Genomic DNA, 19,960 nt, shown 5'->3' with positions numbered 1-19,960 from the left:
GTCAACCCCTTACGCTCATCCCATGCCGCCGACCAAGGACCGCTATCACCACGGAGACCTCCGCGAGGAACTACTGCGCGCCTCCCTGCAGCTGATCGAGTCCGAGGGCCTGGCCGCGGTGAGCCTGCGCAAGGTCGCCCGCGAAGCCGGCGTCAGTTCCGGCGCGCCCTACCACCACTTCGCCGACCGTGCCGCCCTGATGTCCGCCCTCGCCACCCGCGGCTTCGAAATACTCGGCGCCGCAATGGCATCCGCCCGCGTCGCTGCCCCCGATCCGCGCGCCGCCCTGCTCGCCATGGCCGAGGGGTACGTCGGCTTCGCCCGCGACCACGCCGCCTACTTCCGGATCATGTTCCGCCCCGAGCTGTCCCAGCCCGAGAAGCACCCCGACACCGAGGCCGCGGGCGACGCCGCCTACGCCATCCTCGAATCCGCCGTCGCCGACGCCGTCCACTCCGGCTTCCTCCCCGCCACCGACGCCGAAACCCTGGCCCTGGCCTGGTGGTCGCTGGCCCACGGCATGGCCGCCCTCACCGTCGACGGCAAATTCGGCCTCCGCGCAACCCAATCCGGCACCACCCCCGAAGCCCTCACGACCCGCATCACCCACATCTTCGCCAACCTCATCGACCAGCGTCCGGCCTAGCGGCCGGGAATGCGGGCCGATCTGCGGGAGGGTCGGCCATGCCATAGGGGCTGGTGTTTCCGCTGATCGACCGCCGATATTTGTGGCGGCACTGCCTGCAGTCTGTGGAGATGTTGAGAGGTCGCGGTGGGTTGGGGTGCGGACACGGCAGACTGGTAGGCGTGACCGATTCGTACCGGATTCGCGGCGGCCTGGCCGAGCAGGTTGGCGTGTCCCGCGCCGGGAGCAGCGCTGGGGCGACGCTTCCCACAGGGGCGTTGCGGCCCATCGAGCTGGCCGCGTCGGCCGTGCTGGGCGGGGCGACGGTGGGGCTGGTGACCCTCGGGTCGCTGGTGCCCTTCGCCGCGGCACTGCAGCTGGTGGCGGCGGTGCCCATGGGGATGCTGGCGCATCGGCACCGGTTCCGGGCGCAGCTGGCGACCACCATCGCGGGGGCGCTGGTGACGTTCGTCGCGGCGGGGCTGCTGCCCGCCGAGAACCTGGTCGGCGTCGCGGTGATCGGTGGGATCATCGGCACTGTCAAGCGCAGGCGAGGCGGTCTGCCCGCGGTGGTGGCGCTGTCGGCGGTGGCCGGATCCGCGATGGCCGCCCTGACGGTCGGCATGCTGCTGGTTTTCGCCCAGTCACGGCACCTGCTGTTCGACAGCATCCGCAACTCCGCGGCAGGCATCGAAAACCTTGCGGCGCGCCAGTCTTCGCTGGAACCGCTGGGCCGTGCCGTGTCCGACTACACCGACACCGTGCTGCACTGGTGGTGGGCCTTCGTGGGCGGCGGCATCATCGCCGCCATGGTGGTCAGCGGAGTGTTCTCCTGGTTCGTGCTCGGGCGGGTGCTGGATCGCCTGTCCTGGCTGCCGGGCCGTGACAGCCTGCTGGAAGCGCCCGCGGATCCGCGGGCGGTCGCGCCGCTGCCGGTCACCTTGCGGGAGGTGGCGTTCCGATACGAGGGAGCGCAGACCGATGCCCTGCACAATATCGATCTGACCGTCGACGTCGGCGAATTCGTGGCAGTGGTCGGGCACAACGGGTCCGGAAAATCCACGCTCACCAGGATTCTCGCGGGTCGCCCGCCGACCGCGGGCACGGTCACCCGGCTGGGCGCGGCCGGTCTGGGCGTGCGTGGCGGCACCGCGATGGTGTTGCAGCGACCGGAGAGCCAGACGCTGGGCGTACTCGTCAGGGATGACGTGGTGTGGGGCCTGCCCACCGCCGATGCCGCGGCCGTCGATATCGACGGATTGCTGTCCGAGGTCGGCCTGGCCGGGATGGGCGGCCGCGAAACCTCGACCCTGTCGGGTGGCCAGCAGCAGCGGCTCGCGGTGGCCGCCGCCCTGGCCCGGCAGCCCACGCTGCTCATCGCCGACGAGGCGACCTCGATGATCGACCCCGAGGGTCGTCGCGACCTGGTCGCACTGCTGGCCGACCTGCCGCGCCGGCATCCGATGGCCGTGGTCCTGGTGACCCATCACGAGGCGGACGCGGCCGCCGCGGACCGGGTCGTTCATCTGGAACAGGGCCGCTCGGTCGGCCATCTGCCCGCCTGGCCGCGCCCCGTTCGCGATCCACGCCGCCGGTCCATGGGCGACGCCGTCCTCGAATTGCGGGGCGTCGGCCACACCTACAACTGCGGCACCCCCTGGGAAGCGCCCGCCCTGCACGACATCGACCTGAGCGTCCGCCGCGGCGAAGCCCTGCTCATCGTGGGCGGCAACGGTTCCGGCAAGTCCACGCTGGCCTGGATCATGGCCGGGCTGACCACACCCACCGCCGGCACCTGCGTGCTGCGCGAACCCATGGGGACCACCCGTCCGGTGCACAAGCGGATCGGGGCCGTGCAGCTGGCCTTCCAGCATTCCCGCCTGCAATTGCAGCGCCAGGACGTCGGCACCGAGATCGAGGACTGGGGTGGCCGCGGCAGTTACGCGGTCGCGCGCGCCCTCGACGCCGTGGGGCTGGATCGGGCGCTGGCCTCGCGCTCGGTCGAGGAGCTCAGTGGCGGGCAGGCCAAGCGGGTGGTGCTGGCGGCGATCGTGGCGAGCCATCCCCAGGTGGTGGTGCTCGACGAGCCGCTGGCCGGACTGGATCCGAAGGGCCGCGCCGGAGTGGTGGAACTGCTTGCCCGGCTCCGGGATTCGGGCCTGACCCTCATCGTCATCTCGCACGACGTGTCCGACATGGCCGCGGTGTGCGACCGCACCGTCCACCTGCGTGACGGCCGCCTCGTCGAGAACGGTGCCGCCGCAGTGCACGACAACCGGATTCAGGATTTCACCGGAGGTGTCCGATGAGCAGCGTCGTGCTCCGCGAGGTCCCCGTCGACAGCCCCGTGCATCGACTCTGGGCCGGTACCAAGATGATCGGCGTCTTCGCCGTCAGCGTGCTGCTCATGTTCATCCCGTCCTGGGCGCTGCTGGGTGTCGCGTCGCTGTTCCTGGTGGCGGTGTTCCTGCTGGCGAAACTGCCGCTGGGCACGCTGCCCCGGCTCCCGTGGTGGATCTGGGCGGGCGTGCTGATCGGGGCGGCCATCAACGCGCCGGTCGGCGCGTCGGCGCTGCTGCGGTACGCGCAGGTGATCCTGTTCGGCTTCCTGCTGCTGGGTGCGTCGTTCCTGGTCGCCTGGACCACGCCGATGGGTGAGGTGGCGCCCGCGCTGGCCAGATTGGGTGCGCCGCTGAAGCGCATCGGCTGGACACGCCATGGGGTCCGGCACGCGATTCCGGTGGACGAGTGGGCGGTGGTGGTCGCGCTCACCCTGCGCGGCCTGCCGCTGCTGCTGGAGGAGATGCGCATCCTGCGCGCGGCTCGCAAACTGCGGCCCAGGGATTCGCTGCTGCACCGGGCGTCGGAGAACCCGCTGGTCGATATTCTGACCGCGAGCATGGCGGTCTCGAGCCGGCGGGCGGGCGAACTCGGCGAGGCCATCACCACCCGCGGCGGCACCGGCGAGCTGACCGCCCGCCCGGGATCGCCGGGGCGCGCGGACGTGGTGGCGTTGCTGGTGGTGGCTTTGGTGTGCGCCTTGGGAATCGGCATCGAACTGCTTTTTTAGCAACACTCGAGCGGAAAATAATTCGGGCTGTCGGTGCCGCGCGCTACCGTGTCTGCCAGTAGAACGCGTTGCCTATGCAGCACGGGCTCACAGTCGCAAAGGGGGGAATTCTTTCAACTGAGCCGTGTGTTGCCACAAACACCTGATCAAGATTGGAAGACCCATGATGCTGCGCAAGATCACCGCTGTCGCCGCGCCGGTTGTCACGGCAGTCGCCATCGCCGGAGCCGGTGTGGCACACGCGGATCCGGCGGTGCCGGACATCGGTTACCAGACCCAGCTGGTCGGCAATACCGTTGTCACCACCCTCACCAACGGCAGCTTCGAGCTGGCCGGGCGAGCGGTGAACATCAAGGACTCCGCGGGCGCGACCGTCCTCAGCCTGCCGCTGGCCTTCGAGCAGGACGGCCTGAGCTACCCGGTGCCGGGCACCGTCAGCGATGACGGCGCCACCCTGTCCCTGACCGCGGTCAAGGATGTCGCCGCGGCCACGCCGGCACTGCACCCGGTGGCCTCGACGAACGAGAATCAGCACGCCATGGAGGCGTTCAGCACCCAGTTCGGCATCGGCACGGCCATCGGCAGTTTCCTGGGCCTGGCGGTGGGCGCGGCGGTCGGCGCGATCGGATTCCTCGGTGGCGCTTTCGGTCTGGCGACGGTCCCGGTCGCCGCGGCGGTCGGCGCGGTCATCGGCACCCTGGTGGTCGGCGGGCCCGCCCTGCTCATCGCCGGCATCGACCTGATCAACACGCTGAACGCGGCGCCCGGCACCACCAAGTGGGCCCAGCCCGGCGACCAGTAACGCTCTGGCGCGGGTGCACCGGCCGCTGCGGACGATCGTCAGCGGACGGTGCACCCGGCGTCCACCGGGTCGCCATCGAAGCGATCGGACAGAAAGTTCATGGCGCCCAAGGCTTCTCCGGCAGCGGCCGGATTGTGGCCCGGTATCGCCGAGTGCACGGCGGTCAGGTTCGCGCCCAGCGCGCAGTAGCGGTCCACCAGGGCGCTGAAGCCCGCCGACGGAATCACGTCGTCGTTGTTGCTGTGATACAGGTACAGCGGCACGTCGGGCGCCCAGCCGCCCAGCTCCTGATGGCTGGTGGCGGCCCGGAAGGCTTGGCTGTCAAGGATGTCCGGGACGCTCGAGTAGTCGTCGACGTGCCCGAAGAAGTGGCGGGCCACCAGATCGCCGCCGCAGGAGGTCGCCTCCTGCGCCAGCAGCGCCCGGCCGCTGTCATCGAGCGTGTCCGCCAGTCCGGAGCCGGAGTCGTTGCGGGCCAGAGCGAGCAGGATCAGCACCGCGAGCCCGGCCTGATAGCCGCCGTCCACGCCGCGCGCGATGGCGGGGATATCGGCGGGCACGCCACCGGAGGTCACACCCGCGAACCAGATCTCGGGCGCATAGCTCGCCCGCAGCTGCATGGCCCACAGGGTGGCGAAGGCGCCGCCCGAGTAGCCCCAGGCTCCGAGCGGGCTGGAGTCCGTGATACCGAGTGGGGCAAAGGATTTGGCGGCGCGTACGCCGTCCAGCACGGCCCGGCCGGAGTTCACGCCGTCGAAGAATCGGGACTGCGGGCCCTCGTAGTCCGACACCACCACGGCCCAGCCGCGGCGGAACGCCTCGGCCAGGAAGGGCACGTCCAGCAGGGTGGTGGCGATGGAGAAGTCGCGCCCGCCGCGCAGCGCGAACGATGGGGCGCAACGGGTTCCGAGGCTGTCCTCGGCGATCTGATACGACAGCAGCGGGCGATCGCCGGGACCGGTCCAAGGTGTGAGAGGCGTCATGACGGTGGCCACATCCGCGGCGGCTTCCCCGGCGGAATCGGTGGTGCGGTACTGCACCTGCCAGCCCGCCACCGGGAGCGGCAGCCCGAAGACGGCGATGGGCCGGGAGTCGAGGATTGCCCCGTTGGCGAACTCTCCCAGGTCGATCGGCGCCGCGTAGAACGGATCATTGTCGGGATAGGGGATGTCGGCGCGAGTGCCGGGCACCGCGACCGCCGCCGCCAGCAGGGTCACCGCGCCGATCAGACCGACGCGCCACCAGTGCCGAACCTTATGTGAGCGCACCGTGAATTCGCGCGTGCGTACCCCGAACCCTGTGCCGTCCCGCCGCATAACGCCTCCAGCGTCGAACCATCCGACGCTCCAGACATCACGGACCCGCTGCTCGCGCCGACAAGAATTCCGGCGCATCGGAGAAACAAAATTACGTCGGGCCGGTCCTCGCGGTCAACGCGTCTCCGCGCGTCGTAACTACGGCGTTGCGCGGTTTCTTGTACGAAAAGATATATCCAGCTTGGTATCCAGATCTTTTCGACTGGCTCTACCGGTTGCATGCCAGTTGCCGCCATGCTCGGTCAATGTTGTTGCGCCGCCTCATCGCCCTGTATGCCGGACTCTGGTTGTACGGCTTCTCCATGGCCGTGATGATTCGCGCCGCGCTCGGCCTGGATCCGTGGGATGTGTTCCATCAGGGCGTGGCCGATCAGGTGCCGCTGAGTTTCGGTACGGTCGTGGCGATTACGGGCGCGGCGGTACTGCTGGCCTGGATTCCCCTGCGGCAGCGGCCGGGTCTGGGCACGGTCAGCAATGTCGTGGTGATCGGCGTCTCGGTGGACGCGGGGCTGTGGCTGCTGCCGGAGTTGCACGCGTTGCCGATCCGGATCGCGGCCATGGCCGCGGCGGTGGTGCTCAATGCGATTGCGACAGTGCTCTATATCGGTGCGGGCATGGGGCCGGGTCCACGCGATGGCCTGATGACTGGCCTGGTTCGGCGTACGGGCAAGCCGGTGTGGGTCATCCGGACAGGGCTGGAGGCGACGGTATTGTCCGCCGGTTGGATCCTCGGCGGCAGCGTCGGAGTGGGCACGGTCGTGTACGCGTTCGCCATCGGACCGCTGATCCAGCTGATGATCCCGTACGTGGATCGGTTCCTGCCGGGCTTCCATCCCGCGGAACCGGCTGGTTCGCCTGCCGCGGAGGCGGAGCCGATGGCCGCCTGACCATCCGAGGTTGACGGGCTAACGGCGTTAGCTTAACATGGTGGCTAACAGCGTTAGCCCCAGTTAGAAGCCTCGGAGGGTCCGATGACCACCATCGCCGCCAACCTGCCGGCCACCACCGATCACCGCCTCCCGGCCCTGGTCCGCAAGGCCGGATGGATCTCCTGGACCGTCTTCCTCGCCGCCTTCGCCATCCTCGAGGGCGTCAACCACGGCACCGGCTCGTGGCTGGCCCTGACGGCCGGCCTCATCGCCCCCGACCTCACCTTCTTCGCCGCCATCGGCGCCGAAGACCCTGTGCAGCAGGGCCAATTGCCCCGCCGGGCCGTCCCCTTCTACAACACCGCCCACCGCACCTGGATCCCCCTGGCCCTGGCCGTCGCGTACACCTTTGCCCCCCTCCAGATCCCGGCCCTGTTCACCTTCCTGCTGGCCTGGATGCTGCACATCGGCATCGACCGCATGGCCGGCTACGGCCTCCGCAGCGCGGACGGATTCCTCCGTGCCTGACCCGACCGGACCACTCACCGAGCGGCAGCGGCAGATCGCCGCCGCCGCTCGCACCCTCTTGGACACCCAGGGCCCCGAGGCCTTGACCATGCGAAACGTGGCCGAGGCCTTGGGTATCAAAGCCCCCTCCCTCTACAAACACGTCCCCGACAAGACCGCCCTCGAAACCCTGATAGTGGCCCAGGCTTTCACCGAGGTGGAGCAGGCCCTGGAAACCGCCTCCGCCCAGGGCCTCCCGGGCGTGGCGCAGGCCTACCGCGACTACGCCCTGGCCCACCCGCACGTATACCGCCTCATGAACTACCGCCCACTCCGCCGCGACCTACTCCCGCCCGACCTGGAAGAGCGCACGGCACAACCACTCGTCACGGCCGTCGGCGGCGACCCGGCCCGCGCCCGCGCCCTGTGGGCCTTCGCTCACGGCATGGTGAGCCTCGAAATCGACGGCCGCTTCCCCAGCAACGCCGACCTCGCGGCCGCTTGGCAATCCGGCCTCGACGCCTTCGGCGAGTAGCGGCCGATCCTGCATGCACGCCTCAGCGCACGTCGCAGCCGGGGGACATCGGTTTGCCGGCGAAGCGGTCGGACAGGAAGTTCAAGGCTCCCAGGGATTCCACGACTGCCGCGGGGTTGTGGCCGGGAATCTGTGAGTGGATGGCGGTCAGGTTTGCGCCGAGGGAGCAGTAGCGGTCGACGAGGGCGCTGAAGCCTCCCGCCGGGATCACGTCGTCGGCATTGCTGTGGTAGAGGTACAGCGGGGTATCGGGGGCCTGGGCGCCCAGTTCCTGACGGATGGCGGCGGCCTTGAACGCTTGGCTGCCGACGAGATTCGGTGCGGTCGAGTATTCGTCGAGGTGCCGCATGGCGTGGTGGACCACCAGGTCGCCGGCGCACGAGCTGGCCTCTCGGGCCATCAGCGTGCGGCCGTTGTCATTGAGGATCTTGGCCAGTCCGGTGCCGGAATCGTTGCGCGCCAGGGCGATCAGGATGAGCACGGCGAGCCCGGCCTGGAAACCGCCGTCCACCCCGCGCATCATGGAGGGGATGTCCACGGGCACGCCGCCGGAGGTCACGCCCGCGAACCGGAGCTCGGGTGCGTAGCTCGACCGCAGCTGCATGGCCCACAGGGTGGCGAAGGCGCCGCCCGAGTAACCCCACGCGCCGAGTGCGCTGTTGGTGGTAATGCCCAGCGGGGCGAAGGATTTGGCGGCGCGCACGCCGTCCAGCACGGCCCGGCCGGAGTTGACGCCGTCGAAGAAACGGGACTGCGGGCCCTGGTAGTCGGACACCACCACCGCCCAGCCGCGCCACAGCGCCTGCGCCAGGAACGGGACATCCAGCAGCGTGGTGATGATCGAGAAGCCGCGTCCGCCGCGCAGCGCGAACGATGGCGCGCACCGCGTTCCGAGACTGTCCTCGGCGACCTGGAACGCCAGCAGCGGGCGATCACCCGGCCCGTTCCACGGGGTATCGGGCTTCAAGACCGTGGCCATATCGGCGGCGGCCTCGCCATTGGAGCCGGTGGTCCGGTATTGGACCTGCCAGCCCGCTACCGGCAGCGACTGCCCGAACACCGAGATCGGCCGGGAGTTGAGAATCGACCCGTTCGCGAATTGTCCGAGGTTGGCAGGCGCCGCGTAGAACGGATCGTTGTCGGGGAAGGGGATATCGGCGCGGGCGCTGGGCACCGCGATCGCCGTCGTCAGCAGTGTGACTGCGCCGATCAGTCCGACGCGCCACCAGTATCGAATTGTTCGCGATAGTTTGGTCGATCTATTCGTGCGTTTCCCGAACCGTGCGGCATCGAGCTTCAAAACGCCTCCAGTGTGTATCGGCCGACGCTCCAGATACCACGGACCACTGCTTGCGCCGCCAAGAATTCCGGCGCACGGGAGAACAAACTATGTGGCCTGGTACGCGCGGTCAACGACGACTCGCGCGTGGAGACAAAGGTGTTGTGCGGAGTCCAGCGCTCCGGCCCCCGATGCCCTCGGCTACCCTTCGGTCCGGCCCGGACGAGGGCCGGTTGTCATCCGCAGATCCAGCTACTACGAAAGGTTGGTCTCACATGAGGTTGATCAGTGCGCGGTACGCAGGCGTGATTGCAGTGACGATTGCCGGATTCGCCGCCGGTGCGGCGCTGTCCGGTGCGGGAGTGGCGGGCGCCGATCCGATGAGCGATCTCGAACCGTTGCTGAGCTCGAGTTGCTCGTTCGACCAGATCGACGCCGCCTTCCATCAGGTGGAACCCGAGGTCGCGGCGCAGCTCGATGCCGCACCCACGCGCAAGGCCGCGTTCCGGATGGCCTACGACCAGCCGATGTGGCAGCGGCGCATCGCCTTCCAGGCCCTGCTCGTCGAACAGCAGCAGATGGGCGCGCCCACCGACATCAACTCGGACTTCAGTCCGCACCTGCGCCAGGTCACCGACATTTGCCACCGGTACTGACCAACAGGTTGCCCTTCTGATTCTCATTGAGCGGTGAAGCCGAGGAATCGGGAAGGTTCGGTGCTGGTGGGAGACGGCCGACGCAGATCACTCGGTGTCCGCTGCCAGCACCGTGTTCCCCACCGAGGTTGAGATGACCTGGTGGGCAAGGAATTTCGCGTACCAGTTACCGATCAGCCCCGGATCGGGGTGAAGGTGTAGTCGGGGAGGCGCAGGGCGCGGGTGCGGCGGCGGTAGCGGTGGGTGGTGGCGGGCCAGTTGTTGGTGATGCGGCCCGAGGGCGTCCGATACCAGCTGGTGCAGAAGTTCCACGGGGTGCGGGCCAGGCGCTGCTGAAGGGCATCGTTGAAGGCCAGTTCGACTTCGGGTCGGACTTCCAGATAGGTGCGCGGTCGTTCGGCGAGGAGTTGCAGGGCGTGGCGGATGTAGCGCGCCTGGGATTCGATCATGTAAATGACGGATCCGACGCCCAGGTTGGTGTTGGGGCCGTAGACCATGAACATATTGGGGAATTCGGGGACCGTGATGCCCAGGTAGGCGTGGGCGCCGCCGTCCCACACGTCGCTCAGGTTGCGGCCGCCGCGGCCCCGGATCTTCATGGGCCACAGGAATTCCGTGCCCTTGAAGCCGGTGCCGTAGATGATGACGTCGGCCTCGTGCAGCACGCCGTCGGCGGTGCGGACGCCCTCGGGGACGATTTCGCTGATGGCGGTGGTCTCCACGTGCACATTGGGCTGGGTGAGGGCCGGGAAGTAGTCGTTGGAGAACAGTCCGCGCTTGCAGCCGATGGGGTAGTCCGGGGTGAGCTTGGCGCGCAGCTCCGGATCGGCGACCTTCACCTCCAGATGTTTCTCCGCGATCCGCGCGATCGCGCGCACGATGCCGGGGAACTCGACCAGCCCCAGCGATATGAACTCGCCGAGCAGCCACCACGAAAGGCGTTCGGCTTTAGGCATTCCTGGAATCGAGATGAGGATCCGCTGATGCACCGGCTTGTAGTCGGTGTCGAATTTGGGCAGCACCCAGGCGGCGGTGCGCTGGAAGACGGTCAGATGAGTGGCCCGCGGCTGGATCTCGGGAATGTACTGGATCGCGCTGGCCCCGGTCCCGATGCAGGCCACCCGCTTGCCGGCCAGTTCGACCCCGTGATCCCACCGCGCCGAATGGAAGGATTCCCCGCCGAACACCTCGATGCCCGGAATCGGCGGCATGGCCGGGCGCGACAACTGCCCGACGGCCGGAACCAGCACATCCGCGGTGCGCGTCACGCCGTCGGCGGTGCGCACCGTCCACTGCCCGGTCGTCTCGTCGAACTCCGCCTCGGTGACCTCGGTCCCGAACACGATGTGGTCCAGCAGCCGATGCCGCTCGGCGATCCCGCGCATGTACGCCCAGATGTCCTCGCGTGTCGAATACCGCTGCCGCCACTTCGGTCTGGGCTCGTGCGCGAACGAGTACAGCGGCGACGGCACATCGCAGGCCGCCCCGGGGTAGGTGTTCTCCCGCCACACCCCGCCCAGGCCGGCCGCCTTCTCCAGGATGGTGAACTCGCGGAAGCCATTGCGCTGCAACTCGATCGCCATGCCGAGCCCGCCGAATCCGGCGCCGATGATGATGACGGACGGCATTGTGGTGCTCCTCACATCGAAGACTCTTCTCACTGTAGGAGCGAGCGTTCGATTTGGTGGGCGACCGGATCGAGAATTTCGGCCATAATCAGGCTATGGGCACGGTGCAGGAGGCGGGGATTCGCGACTGGAATTTCCCGCGCGGCGTGGCGAGTGTCGCCCTCATGGTCGGATTCGCGCGCGAGCACGGTGTCCCGGCCGCCCGCATGCTGCAGGGCAGCGGATTGAACGAGAAGCAGCTGGCCAATCCGGACGAGCAGATCGACGCGCACACCGAACTGGCGGTGATCCGGAACCTGGTGCGCGAACTGGGCGCCCGCCCCGACCTCGGGCTGGAGGTGGGTCGGCGGTACCGCATCACCACCTTCGGCATCTTCGGCTTCGCCTGCGTCAGCAGTCCCACCCTCGGTGAGGCCATCTCCCTCGCTCTGCGCTACCTGGAGCTCAGCTTCACCTTCTGCATTCCGGCGGCCCGCTGGCGGCCGGGTGAATTCATGGCCCGCATCCACGACGAGCGGGTGCCCGCCGACGTCCGCCGCTTCCTGGTGGAACGCGACGTCACCGCCATGTTCCAGATGCTGTCGGACCTGATGGGTCACCGCGTCGAACTGCTGCGCGCCGACTTCGATTTCGAGCCGCCGCCCGACCTCCGCCTCTACACCGAAATCTACGGACTGACACCGAATTTCGAGGCCGAGCACAATGTGTTCACCATGGATCCGGCGATCCTGGAGCAGCCGCTGCCGCAGGCCAACGAGCACACCTGGGCCATGTGCCTGGCGCAGTGCACCGAACTGGTCTCCCGCCGCCGCGCCCGCACCGGCATCGCCGCCGAGGTGCGGGCGCTGCTGGTGCCGCGCGGCGGCCTGGACGGTTTCGCGGTGCCGCCCGGAATCGATTCGGTGGCAAGGGATCTCAATATGGGCACCCGCACCCTGCGCCGCCACCTGGACGCGGCGGGTACCAGCTACCGGCAGCTGCTGGACGAGGTGCGGCGCGCGCTGGCCGAGGAAATGCTCACGGCCACACCGCTGTCGGTGAGCGATGTGGCGATCCGGCTCGGCTACGCGGAGGCGTCCACCTTCATTCACGCCTTCAAACGCTGGACCGGCACCACACCCTCGGCCTACCGGCGCGGCGCGCTCACTCCGTCGGTTCGCTGAGCCAGCCGCCCATGGCGATGGGCCGGAACATCGACAGCAGCCGGCCGTCGGTAATGGAGTGGAAGATCATCGACGGGTCGGGCGCGAAATCGATCGGCACGTGCCCCGGTGCGGCCGTTTCCCATTCGCAGCCGATGGTGGAGGAGACGCTGGGCGCCACGATCAGCGGCTTGCCCGCGAACTGGGTCATGAGCCCGGCGTGCACGTGGCCGGTGAGGACGGCGGCGATGCGGTCGTCGCCCGCCACGATCTCGGCCAGGCGCTCCGGATTGGTGAGCCGGATGGGATCCACGACGGTGGACTGCACCGGCACCGGCGGATGATGCATGGCCACCAGCACCACCTCATCGGCGGGGGCGGCTGCCAGGACCTCGGTGAGGAAGTCGTAGGTCTCGTCCTCGAGCAGGCCCTCCGGTTTGCCGGGGATGCTGGAGTCCAGCAGGGCCAGGGTCACGCCGTCGATCCGATAGGACTGATTGATGGGTCCGGTGCCCGAGGTGGCGGGGAAGAGCACGCTGCGCATATTGGCGCGGTCGTCGTGATTGCCGGGCAGGATCAGCACGGGCAGATCGGCGGTCAGGGCCGCGCGCGCCTGCTGGTACTCCTCCACATCGCCCTCGTCGGCGATGTCGCCGGTGACGATGATGACGTCGGGTCGCTGCGGCAGCTCGGCGAGAAAGGCCATCACCCGTTCGGCGCGTTCGACATTGCGGGCGCCCATATTGAAATGGGTGTCACTGAGCTGAGCCAGCAGAACCATCGGCGTTCGCTTTCTGTGAAGGGCAGCATCATTGCGCCCGGCTGTGCCGCCGCACCGCGGTCACCCCATTCAGGCTAATTGACCTGCCCTGATGCGGTCTCGGTGAGACCCGCCACCCAATATAGCGAAGTCGTATCAATGACCGGTCGATGTGGTGCGGGTCATGAGTTCGCCTGCGCTGCTCAACAGTTGCCGCGGATCGGTGGTGACCGGGGTGTCGCCGATCCGCCAGAAGTCGGCGCCCGGCTCGGCCTCCAGTTCGAGTGTGCCGGTGGGACGCCAGGACGCGTCCAGGGTCAGACGCCACGAATGCAGATGGGTGCGGGGAAATGCGCCGGTCCGGTCGAACAGCGGGTCGCCGACGATGGGGTGACCGATCCAGGCCAGGTGCACGCGAATTTGATGCCGCCGACCGGTGATCGGGCGCAGTGCAAGCACGGTATGGGAATCGGTGCGGGCCAGGGTGGTGAATTCGGTAACCGACGGATAGCTCTTGCCCGCCGCCACGTCCTGCTCGTCGACCAGCCAGGTGTCGCCCGCGCGGTGAATGCTCTCGCGGGGCGCGGCGATTCGCACCCGATTCTTGCGGCCCACACTCAGCGGCAGATCGATGACGCCGCGGTCGGGCAGGCCCGTGGAGGCGGTGACGGCCAGGTACGTCTTCTCCGCCGTGCGCTTGTTGAACTGCCGGGTGAGCTGCCCGTGCGCGGACAGCTCCTTGGCCAGCAGGACGAGACCCGAGGTGACCTTGTCGATCCGGTGCACCGGATACAGCGTCTCGCCCTGCGCCGCGGCCATTTCCACGATGTCGGTGTCGTGGCGTTCGCCCGTCACCGAGATCCCGGCCGGCTTGTTCAGGGCCAGGACCGCCTCGTCCTCGAGGATCAGGCACTCGGTGCGCAGTTCGGGCCACGATGTTTCCACGCGGACCAGCGTAATGAGGCCCGACGCGGCCCGGTGCCACGAGGCGTCAGGCGACGGCTCGCTCCAGCTCGGCCAGGCCGTTCTCCAGATGGTCGGTCATGCGATCGAGATCCGGCACGGTGCGGCGGCAGCCGACCAGGCCGAAATCCAGATTGTCGCCGTTGGTGGTCAGCGTGATGTTCATGGCCTGCGATTCGAACGGAATCGACAGCGGGTAATTGGCGTCCAGGCGCGCACCCTGCATGTAGACCGGTTTGCGCGGCCCGGGCACATTCGAGATCACCAGGTTGAACGGCATACGCGGCAGTGCTTCGAAGCCCGGTAGTAGCGACACCCCGAACGGCGTCATCAGCGCGGCCGACAGCAGCATGGCCTCCAGCTTCGGCAATTGCGTGAACACCCGTTTGGCGTCGCGCATGGAGGTGCTGATGGTTTCCAGCCGGACCGCCGGATCCGCGATGTGGGTGCCGAGGTTGGCCAGGCAGGCCGCCACCAGATTGCCCTCGGAGGTATCGGATTCGGCGGCGCTGCGAATGTTGACCGGCACCATGGCGATCAGCGGCTCGTCCGGCAGTGCGTCACGCTCGAGCAGATAGGCGCGCAGCGCGGCGGCGCTCATGGCGAGCACGATGTCGTTGACGGTGGCCCCGGTGGCCAGCCGGACGGCATTGATCCGCTCCAGCGGCCAGGACCGCACCGCGATGCGCCGGGCCCCGCCGATGGAGGTGTTGAGCACGGTGCGCGGGGCGGTCATCGGCAGGGTGAGCCGCCCGTCGATGGCGCCCCGCAACGGCGCGGCGATCGATCCGGTGGCGCGCAGGATCCGCGGCACCGCCCGGCGCAACTGCGTCCAGGGGCTTTCGGGTTCGGGGCTGTCGTCGCGCGGCACCGGCGCCGTGCCCCAGGGGACGGTGAGCCGGCTGTCGAGCGGGTCGTCGGTGAGGGTGCGCTGCAGCAGCCGCATGGCCGAGACGCCGTCGATGAGGGCGTGGTGCATCTTCACGTAGACCGCGAAGCGGCCGTCGGACAGGCCCTCGATGAGCCGGGCCTCCCACAGTGGGCGGTGCCGGTCCAGCAGGATGCCGTGCAGGCGCTCGGTGAGGTCCAGCAGATCACCCATGCCGCCGGGCGCCGGCAGTGCGGAACGCCGCAGGTGGTAGCCCAGATCCACGGTCTCGGCATGGGACCAGGCGAGGCTGGAGAAGCCGCCCAGCAGCCGGCTCGGTTTGCGCCGGAATCGGGTGCGGACATCGGTTTTCGCGGCCATCGCCTCGAAGAGCTCGTGGGTGAACTCGGGGCCCGCGTCGGCGGGCGGCTCGAACAGCTGCAGACCGCCCACGTGCATGGGATGCTCGCGGGATTCGATGGCCAGGAAGATCGCGTCGAGAGGGTTGAGCAGGTCCATGGGAGCCGCCTTAGCCGGGTGGGGCACAACTGCCCGGAGCGGATACGGTGCGGCGACGCTGCCCCCCGCTGCGTTAACGGTTAATCAGGCTATCACTCTATATGATTCGGCCCACATCGACCTGTTGGCGCAAACTCCCAGCTCTGCACGGCGTGTCCGTTATCGGGGCGTGAGTTCGGCAGCCCGCCACGGGACTTCCCGCTCGGTGTCGGTCCGCGCCGCGAAGGTCATGGCGACGATCGTGCGGCGGCCGTGCGCGAAGGGGTGCACACGGTGCAGGGTGGTGTCGGCGCGCATCAGGTAGAGGTCGCCGGGCTGTATCTCCCACGAGTGGATCGGATTGCGGGTCAGGGTCCGGTAGATGTCGGCGTGGTCCCAGTCGCGGCGGGTGTGCGCCACCGTCTGCACGAAGCCGCCGTCCGCCAGCGGCGGGCACTCCACCACCAGGACGAGGGCGAAAGCGTAGTCGTCCCAATGCCATTGGTCGACCGAGTCGTCGTGGTGCAGGCGGCTGACGCGGTAGCGCTCGGCCTCGGGGCAGGCCAGGACCGGTTCGGCGGCGACCACGGAAAGGCTGTGCCGCAAGGGTTCACAGTCGTAGAGCTGCGGGATGCAGGAGGCGTGGGCGGCCACCTCCTGCTCGGTCAGCTCGACCTGCTGCCGGGCCAGGCCCTCGCCCTCGGGCAGCAGGTCGCCCCACTGTTTGTGATGATCGAGCAGGGTCAGCGCCTCGGCGGCGAGGACCCGTTTGACCCGGTGCGGGAGCAGAAATCCCAGCCGTGCGATTCCGGTCTCCGCCAACCGGTTCCGCGCGTGGTGCAACGCCGAGGGATCCACTCCCCTCAGGTGTCGTAGGGCGATGTCCACCGTGCTGTGAGCCGGCATCGCGCACGTCCCTTCACCCGGCCGTCGCGAACGGCCCACTGCCGAAAAGACCGGGTCGTGACCCGGGCGACCCGGTCTCAATTGTATTCCGTTGCCCGGCAACGACTATGGAATCGGGTTGCCAGTTGATCACGATCTGAGAGGGCTGGCGCCGCCCGGACGCGCCGAATCCGCCCGATTTCGCCCGGGCGCGCCCGGCAGCGCGGTAGCTTGATATTCGCTATGGCGGATTACGGGCATGAGCTCCGGTTCGGGATCTTCGTGCCGCCCGAGGCGGCGCGCGGGCGTCTGCTGCTGCGCCTGGTGCGGCACGCCGACGAGTCCGGGCTGGAAGTGCTGGCGGTGCAGGATCATCCGTATCAGCCCGCCTTCCTGGACACCTGGACCCTGCTGTCCTATCTGGCCGGCGTCACCCGCAACCTCACCCTCATGCCCGCGGTCGCGAACCTCCCGCTGCGTCCGCCCGCGGTGCTGGCCCGCAGCGCGGCCAGCCTGGACCTGCTCAGCGGCGGCCGGGTCGAACTGGGCCTGGGCGCCGGCGCGTTCTGGGACGCCATCGAGACCATGGGCGGCACCCGCCGCAGTCCCGGCCAGGCCCTCGCCGCGCTGCGCGAGGCCATCGCGGTCGTTCGCGCGCTGTGGGGTGAGGGTGAACGCTCGCAGCTGGCCGGCCAGTTCTATCCGCTGCGCGGCGCGAAACCCGGTCCGCGCCCGGCCCATCCGATCGGCATCTGGCTCGGCGTCTACGGTCCCCGCGCCCTGCGCCTGACCGGTGAACTGGCCGACGGCTGGCTCGGCAGCGTCGGCTACGCCCCGCCCGCCACCCTGACCGCCATGATGACCGCCATCGACGCCGCCGCCCGTGGGGCGGGTCGCGTCCCGGCCCTGATCCGCCGCGCCTACATCATCGACCCCACCATGACGCCCGGCCAGCTCACGGAAGTGGCCCTGGCCCACGGCATCAGCGAATTCCTGCTCCCCGTCGACCCCGGCGGCGACCGCGCCACACACCATTTCGCCACCGAGACCGTGCCCGCGGTCCGGTCCGCGGTCGCCTCGGCGCGCGCCGGTCACCCGGTTGTCTAGCCCCGAAGACAGCTATCTGGCCCCGAAGAATCGGTTGTGCATGATCTGGCGGATGGGGGAGAGCAGTCCGTCGAAGGTCACCCGATCCGAGCGGACGGTGTGCAGGCTGGCGTCGCCGCGCCTGGGGTCCTCGCAGATGACGCGCAGCTTCTTGGCGTTGCTGTGCACCGCGCCGAGCGTGAGGGTGACGGTGCCGTCGGCGCCGACGATGCCCCACGGACCGCTGATATCGGACGCCGCGATCTGGCACTTGTTGTCCGGCTTCTCGCCGGTGACCCGGGCGGTCACCTCGGTGCGGCCCTGGATCACGGCCTTGGGTTCGCCATGGGCATTGGTGGCGGCGCCCACGGCGAGCACGGTGCCGAGGCTGCCGACCACGGCGACGGTGAGAACGCGGGTGCGCAGTGATCGAGACATAGCACCGATATTGGACCCTGCCTCGTGAGTATTTCGTGATGGCGCGGGATGAACTGCCAATGAACAACGCACCAAACCTGTTCGAGACCGCCATCGACGCGCAGGGTTGCCCTGCAGTATCTTGCATTCCAATCGCTGTTCATTCCGACCGGAGTGTTTTCGGCGAGGATCGATTTGCTGTCGGTACGCTGTGCGCCGTTCTATGTGCCCTGATTGGTAGAAGCTGGACGGAACCCTCCCGAGGAGGATGTGGTGACTGCAGTTGCTCCAAAGCCCGAACAGAATCTCGAGGCGATCCGCCCGTATCCGCCGCGACACGGTCCCAAGGGCTCGTTCGTCCTCAAGGTGATCACCACAACCGATCCCAAGATGCTCGGGATGATGTACCTGACCACGGCCATCAGCTTCTTCCTGATCGGTGGCCTGATGGCGCTGCTCATGCGCGCCGAGCTGGCGCGGCCGGGCATGCAGTTCCTCTCGACGGAACAGTTCAACCAGCTGTTCACCATGCACGGCACGATCATGCTGCTCTTCTATGCCACCGCCATCGTGTTCGGATTCGCGAATGTGGTGCTGCCGCTCCAGATCGGCGCGCCCGACGTGGCGTTCCCGCGCCTGAACGCGCTCAGCTACTGGCTGTATCTGTTCGGCGGCACCATGGCGACCGCCGGCTTCCTCACCCCGGGCGGTGCGGCCGACTTCGGCTGGACCGCCTACACGCCGCTGTCGGACATCGTGCACTCCCCGGGCGTGGGCGGCGACCTGTGGATTCTGGGTCTGGCCGTCTCCGGCCTGGGCACCATCCTCGGTGGCGTCAATATGATCACCACCGTGGTCTGCCTGCGCTGCCCGGGCATGACGCTGTTCCGGATGCCGGTGTTCGTCTGGACCATCCTGGTGACGAGTTTCCTTATCCTGATTGCCTTCCCGATCCTCACGGCCGCCCTGTTCGCGCTGGCCTTCGACCGCCACCTGGGCGGGCACATCTACGATCCGTCGAACGGCGGCAGCATCCTCTACCAGCATTTGTTCTGGTACTTCGGGCATCCCGAGGTGTACATCGTCGCGCTGCCGTTCTTCGGGATCATCTCCGAAGTCATCCCGGTGTTCTCGCGCAAGCCGATCTTCGGTTACACCACCCTGGTCTACGCGACCTTCGCCATCGCGGCGCTGTCGATCGCGGTGTGGGCGCACCACATGTACGCGACGGGCGCGGTGCTGCTGCCGTACTTCTCGTTCATGACCTTCCTCATCGCGGTGCCGACCGGCGTGAAGTTCTTCAACTGGATCGGCACCATGTGGCGTGGTCAGCTCACCTTCGAGACGCCCATGCTGTTCGCGGTCGGGTTCATCGTCACCTTCCTCTTCGGTGGTCTGTCGGGTGTCATCCTGGCCTCGCCGCCGCTGGACTTCCACGTGTCCGACACCTACTTCGTGGTCGCGCACTTCCACTACGTGCTCTTCGGCACCATCGCCTTCGCCACCTATGCCGGCATCTATTTCTGGTTCCCGAAGATGACCGGCCGCATGCTCGACGAGCGCCTGGGCAAGTGGCATTTCTGGACCACCTTCCTCGGCTTCCACGCCACCTTCCTGGTCCAGCACTGGCTGGGTGCGCAGGGCATGCCGCGCCGCTACGCCGACTACCTGCCCAGCGACGGATTCACCACGCTGAACACCGTTTCCACCATCGGGTCGTTCATTCTGGGCGCGTCGGTGCTGCCGTTCGTGTGGAACGTCTTCAGCTCCTACCGCTACGGCGAGGTCGTGACCGTGGACGACCCGTGGGGCTACGGCAACTCCCTCGAATGGGCGACCTCCTGCCCGCCGCCGCGGCACAACTTCTACGAGCTGCCGCGCATCCGCTCCGAGCGTCCGGCCTTCGAACTGCACTACCCGCACATGATCGAGCGCATGCGTGCGGAGGCCCATGTGGGGTGGGGCTCGGGGCAGCACGCGGTGGAGGAGTTCGAGAAGGCTCCCAGCTAGCTCGTTCCGCACGTCGGGCGCGGCGGCCGTCTCCGGACGGCCGC

The 19,960-nt window shown here is 68.3% G+C and carries 19 protein-coding genes; 11 read left to right on the top strand and 8 right to left on the bottom strand.

Going from position 1 to position 19,960, the window contains the following annotated elements:
* Positions 1-22 precede the first annotated feature (22 nt).
* The 4 genes from ACWEKS_RS00280 to ACWEKS_RS00265 all read left to right on the top strand — a co-directional run bounded on the left by ACWEKS_RS00280 (position 23) and on the right by ACWEKS_RS00265 (position 4,497).
* Complete coding sequence (locus tag ACWEKS_RS00280; RefSeq protein ID WP_452338110.1) at positions 23-646, top strand: TetR/AcrR family transcriptional regulator; 624 nt, start codon at positions 23-25, stop codon at positions 644-646.
* Positions 647-807: 161 nt separating this feature from the next.
* The gene (locus ACWEKS_RS00275) at positions 808-2,934 is read left to right on the top strand and encodes an ATP-binding cassette domain-containing protein (protein ID WP_452338109.1); all 2,127 of its coding nucleotides are present in this window, start codon (positions 808-810) and stop codon (positions 2,932-2,934) included.
* Positions 2,931-3,695, top strand: coding sequence for an energy-coupling factor transporter transmembrane component T family protein (locus tag ACWEKS_RS00270; RefSeq protein WP_452338108.1), 765 nt, complete (start codon positions 2,931-2,933; stop codon positions 3,693-3,695). Before ACWEKS_RS00275 ends, ACWEKS_RS00270 begins: the two co-directional genes overlap by 4 nt.
* Positions 3,696-3,858: 163 nt before the next feature.
* On the top strand, positions 3,859-4,497 hold the full coding sequence (locus ACWEKS_RS00265) for an ammonium transporter (protein ID WP_379382889.1): 639 nt from the start codon (positions 3,859-3,861) through the stop codon (positions 4,495-4,497).
* A gap of 38 nt (positions 4,498-4,535) precedes the next feature.
* Here the strand turns inward: ACWEKS_RS00265 and ACWEKS_RS00260 are convergent, their stop codons facing one another.
* Positions 4,536-5,714: a lipase family protein gene (locus ACWEKS_RS00260; RefSeq protein ID WP_452338107.1), complete on the bottom strand. Its 1,179-nt coding sequence runs from the start codon at positions 5,712-5,714 to the stop codon at positions 4,536-4,538.
* A gap of 344 nt (positions 5,715-6,058) precedes the next feature.
* Between ACWEKS_RS00260 and yczE the strand changes: the two genes are divergently transcribed.
* The 3 genes from yczE to ACWEKS_RS00245 all read left to right on the top strand — a co-directional run bounded on the left by yczE (position 6,059) and on the right by ACWEKS_RS00245 (position 7,724).
* Positions 6,059-6,700 (top strand): membrane protein YczE, encoded by a 642-nt coding sequence (gene yczE, locus ACWEKS_RS00255; RefSeq protein ID WP_452338106.1) that lies wholly within the window; start codon positions 6,059-6,061, stop codon positions 6,698-6,700.
* Between the two features lie 84 nt (positions 6,701-6,784).
* Positions 6,785-7,210 carry a DUF4260 family protein gene (locus ACWEKS_RS00250; protein WP_452338105.1) on the top strand — a complete coding sequence of 142 codons (426 nt, stop codon included), beginning with the start codon at positions 6,785-6,787 and terminating at the stop codon, positions 7,208-7,210.
* Positions 7,203-7,724: a TetR/AcrR family transcriptional regulator gene (locus tag ACWEKS_RS00245; protein WP_452338104.1), complete on the top strand. Its 522-nt coding sequence runs from the start codon at positions 7,203-7,205 to the stop codon at positions 7,722-7,724. Before ACWEKS_RS00250 ends, ACWEKS_RS00245 begins: the two co-directional genes overlap by 8 nt.
* Positions 7,725-7,746: 22 nt before the next feature.
* Here the strand turns inward: ACWEKS_RS00245 and ACWEKS_RS00240 are convergent, their stop codons facing one another.
* Entirely contained in the window at positions 7,747-8,898 is a 1,152-nt protein-coding gene (locus ACWEKS_RS00240; RefSeq protein WP_452338103.1) for a lipase family protein, read from the bottom strand.
* Positions 8,899-9,278: 380 nt separating this feature from the next.
* On the opposite strand from ACWEKS_RS00240, the gene ACWEKS_RS00235 reads away from it, so the two are divergent.
* Positions 9,279-9,659, top strand: coding sequence for a hemophore-related protein (locus tag ACWEKS_RS00235; protein WP_452338102.1), 381 nt, complete (start codon positions 9,279-9,281; stop codon positions 9,657-9,659).
* A 173-nt stretch (positions 9,660-9,832) separates the two neighbouring features.
* Here ACWEKS_RS00235 and ACWEKS_RS00230 read toward each other — a convergent pair whose 3' ends face one another.
* Entirely contained in the window at positions 9,833-11,287 is a 1,455-nt protein-coding gene (locus ACWEKS_RS00230) for a flavin-containing monooxygenase (protein WP_452338101.1), read from the bottom strand.
* A 95-nt stretch (positions 11,288-11,382) separates the two neighbouring features.
* On the opposite strand from ACWEKS_RS00230, the gene ACWEKS_RS00225 reads away from it, so the two are divergent.
* Entirely contained in the window at positions 11,383-12,450 is a 1,068-nt protein-coding gene (locus ACWEKS_RS00225; RefSeq protein WP_452338100.1) for an AraC family transcriptional regulator, read from the top strand.
* Here the strand turns inward: ACWEKS_RS00225 and ACWEKS_RS00220 are convergent.
* The 4 genes from ACWEKS_RS00220 to ACWEKS_RS00205 form a co-directional block, all read right to left on the bottom strand.
* On the bottom strand, positions 12,431-13,210 hold the full coding sequence (locus ACWEKS_RS00220) for a metallophosphoesterase (protein ID WP_364605831.1): 780 nt from the start codon (positions 13,208-13,210) through the stop codon (positions 12,431-12,433). The two genes, ACWEKS_RS00225 and ACWEKS_RS00220, sit on opposite strands and share 20 nt — an antisense overlap.
* A 135-nt stretch (positions 13,211-13,345) precedes the next feature.
* Complete coding sequence (locus ACWEKS_RS00215) at positions 13,346-14,134, bottom strand: RluA family pseudouridine synthase (RefSeq protein ID WP_452338099.1); 789 nt, start codon at positions 14,132-14,134, stop codon at positions 13,346-13,348.
* 46 nt (positions 14,135-14,180) lie between these two features.
* Positions 14,181-15,539, bottom strand: a complete 1,359-nt coding sequence (locus ACWEKS_RS00210; RefSeq protein ID WP_452338098.1) for a WS/DGAT/MGAT family O-acyltransferase — start codon at positions 15,537-15,539, stop codon at positions 14,181-14,183.
* Positions 15,540-15,698: 159 nt separating this feature from the next.
* Positions 15,699-16,424 carry a HalD/BesD family halogenase gene (locus ACWEKS_RS00205; protein WP_452338097.1) on the bottom strand — a complete coding sequence of 242 codons (726 nt, stop codon included), beginning with the start codon at positions 16,422-16,424 and terminating at the stop codon, positions 15,699-15,701.
* Positions 16,425-16,646: 222 nt separating this feature from the next.
* On the opposite strand from ACWEKS_RS00205, the gene ACWEKS_RS00200 reads away from it, so the two are divergent.
* Positions 16,647-17,510: an LLM class flavin-dependent oxidoreductase gene (locus tag ACWEKS_RS00200; RefSeq protein ID WP_452338096.1), complete on the top strand. Its 864-nt coding sequence runs from the start codon at positions 16,647-16,649 to the stop codon at positions 17,508-17,510.
* A gap of 12 nt (positions 17,511-17,522) precedes the next feature.
* Here the strand turns inward: ACWEKS_RS00200 and ACWEKS_RS00195 are convergent, their stop codons facing one another.
* Positions 17,523-17,927 carry a hypothetical protein gene (locus ACWEKS_RS00195; RefSeq protein ID WP_452338095.1) on the bottom strand — a complete coding sequence of 135 codons (405 nt, stop codon included), beginning with the start codon at positions 17,925-17,927 and terminating at the stop codon, positions 17,523-17,525.
* A gap of 252 nt (positions 17,928-18,179) precedes the next feature.
* On the opposite strand from ACWEKS_RS00195, the gene ctaD reads away from it, so the two are divergent.
* Positions 18,180-19,916, top strand: coding sequence for an aa3-type cytochrome oxidase subunit I (gene ctaD, locus ACWEKS_RS00190; RefSeq protein ID WP_452338094.1), 1,737 nt, complete (start codon positions 18,180-18,182; stop codon positions 19,914-19,916).
* The last annotated feature ends 44 nt before the right edge of the window (positions 19,917-19,960 follow it).

Source organism: Nocardia sp. NPDC004711, assembly GCF_053601595.1.
Note: the sequence above shows the minus strand (reverse complement) of the source record. Positions and strands in the feature narration are given on the sequence as shown.

What these genes read in the sequence shown, in the direction of transcription:
- ACWEKS_RS00250 (WP_452338105.1), top strand. Translation starts at nt 6,785, where the DNA reads ATGACCACCATCGCCGCCAACCTGCCGGCCACCACCGATCACCGCCTC.
- ACWEKS_RS00265 (WP_379382889.1), top strand. Translation starts at nt 3,859, where the DNA reads ATGATGCTGCGCAAGATCACCGCTGTCGCCGCGCCGGTTGTCACGGCA.
- ACWEKS_RS00220 (WP_364605831.1), bottom strand. Translation starts at nt 13,210, where the DNA reads ATGGTTCTGCTGGCTCAGCTCAGTGACACCCATTTCAATATGGGCGCC.
- ACWEKS_RS00210 (WP_452338098.1), bottom strand. Translation starts at nt 15,539, where the DNA reads ATGGACCTGCTCAACCCTCTCGACGCGATCTTCCTGGCCATCGAATCC.
- ACWEKS_RS00225 (WP_452338100.1), top strand. Translation starts at nt 11,383, where the DNA reads ATGGGCACGGTGCAGGAGGCGGGGATTCGCGACTGGAATTTCCCGCGC.
- yczE (WP_452338106.1), top strand. Translation starts at nt 6,059, where the DNA reads ATGTTGTTGCGCCGCCTCATCGCCCTGTATGCCGGACTCTGGTTGTAC.
- ACWEKS_RS00270 (WP_452338108.1), top strand. Translation starts at nt 2,931, where the DNA reads ATGAGCAGCGTCGTGCTCCGCGAGGTCCCCGTCGACAGCCCCGTGCAT.
- ACWEKS_RS00200 (WP_452338096.1), top strand. Translation starts at nt 16,647, where the DNA reads ATGGCGGATTACGGGCATGAGCTCCGGTTCGGGATCTTCGTGCCGCCC.
- ACWEKS_RS00235 (WP_452338102.1), top strand. Translation starts at nt 9,279, where the DNA reads ATGAGGTTGATCAGTGCGCGGTACGCAGGCGTGATTGCAGTGACGATT.
- ACWEKS_RS00280 (WP_452338110.1), top strand. Translation starts at nt 23, where the DNA reads ATGCCGCCGACCAAGGACCGCTATCACCACGGAGACCTCCGCGAGGAA.
- ACWEKS_RS00195 (WP_452338095.1), bottom strand. Translation starts at nt 17,927, where the DNA reads ATGTCTCGATCACTGCGCACCCGCGTTCTCACCGTCGCCGTGGTCGGC.
- ACWEKS_RS00205 (WP_452338097.1), bottom strand. Translation starts at nt 16,424, where the DNA reads ATGCCGGCTCACAGCACGGTGGACATCGCCCTACGACACCTGAGGGGA.
- ACWEKS_RS00230 (WP_452338101.1), bottom strand. Translation starts at nt 11,287, where the DNA reads ATGCCGTCCGTCATCATCATCGGCGCCGGATTCGGCGGGCTCGGCATG.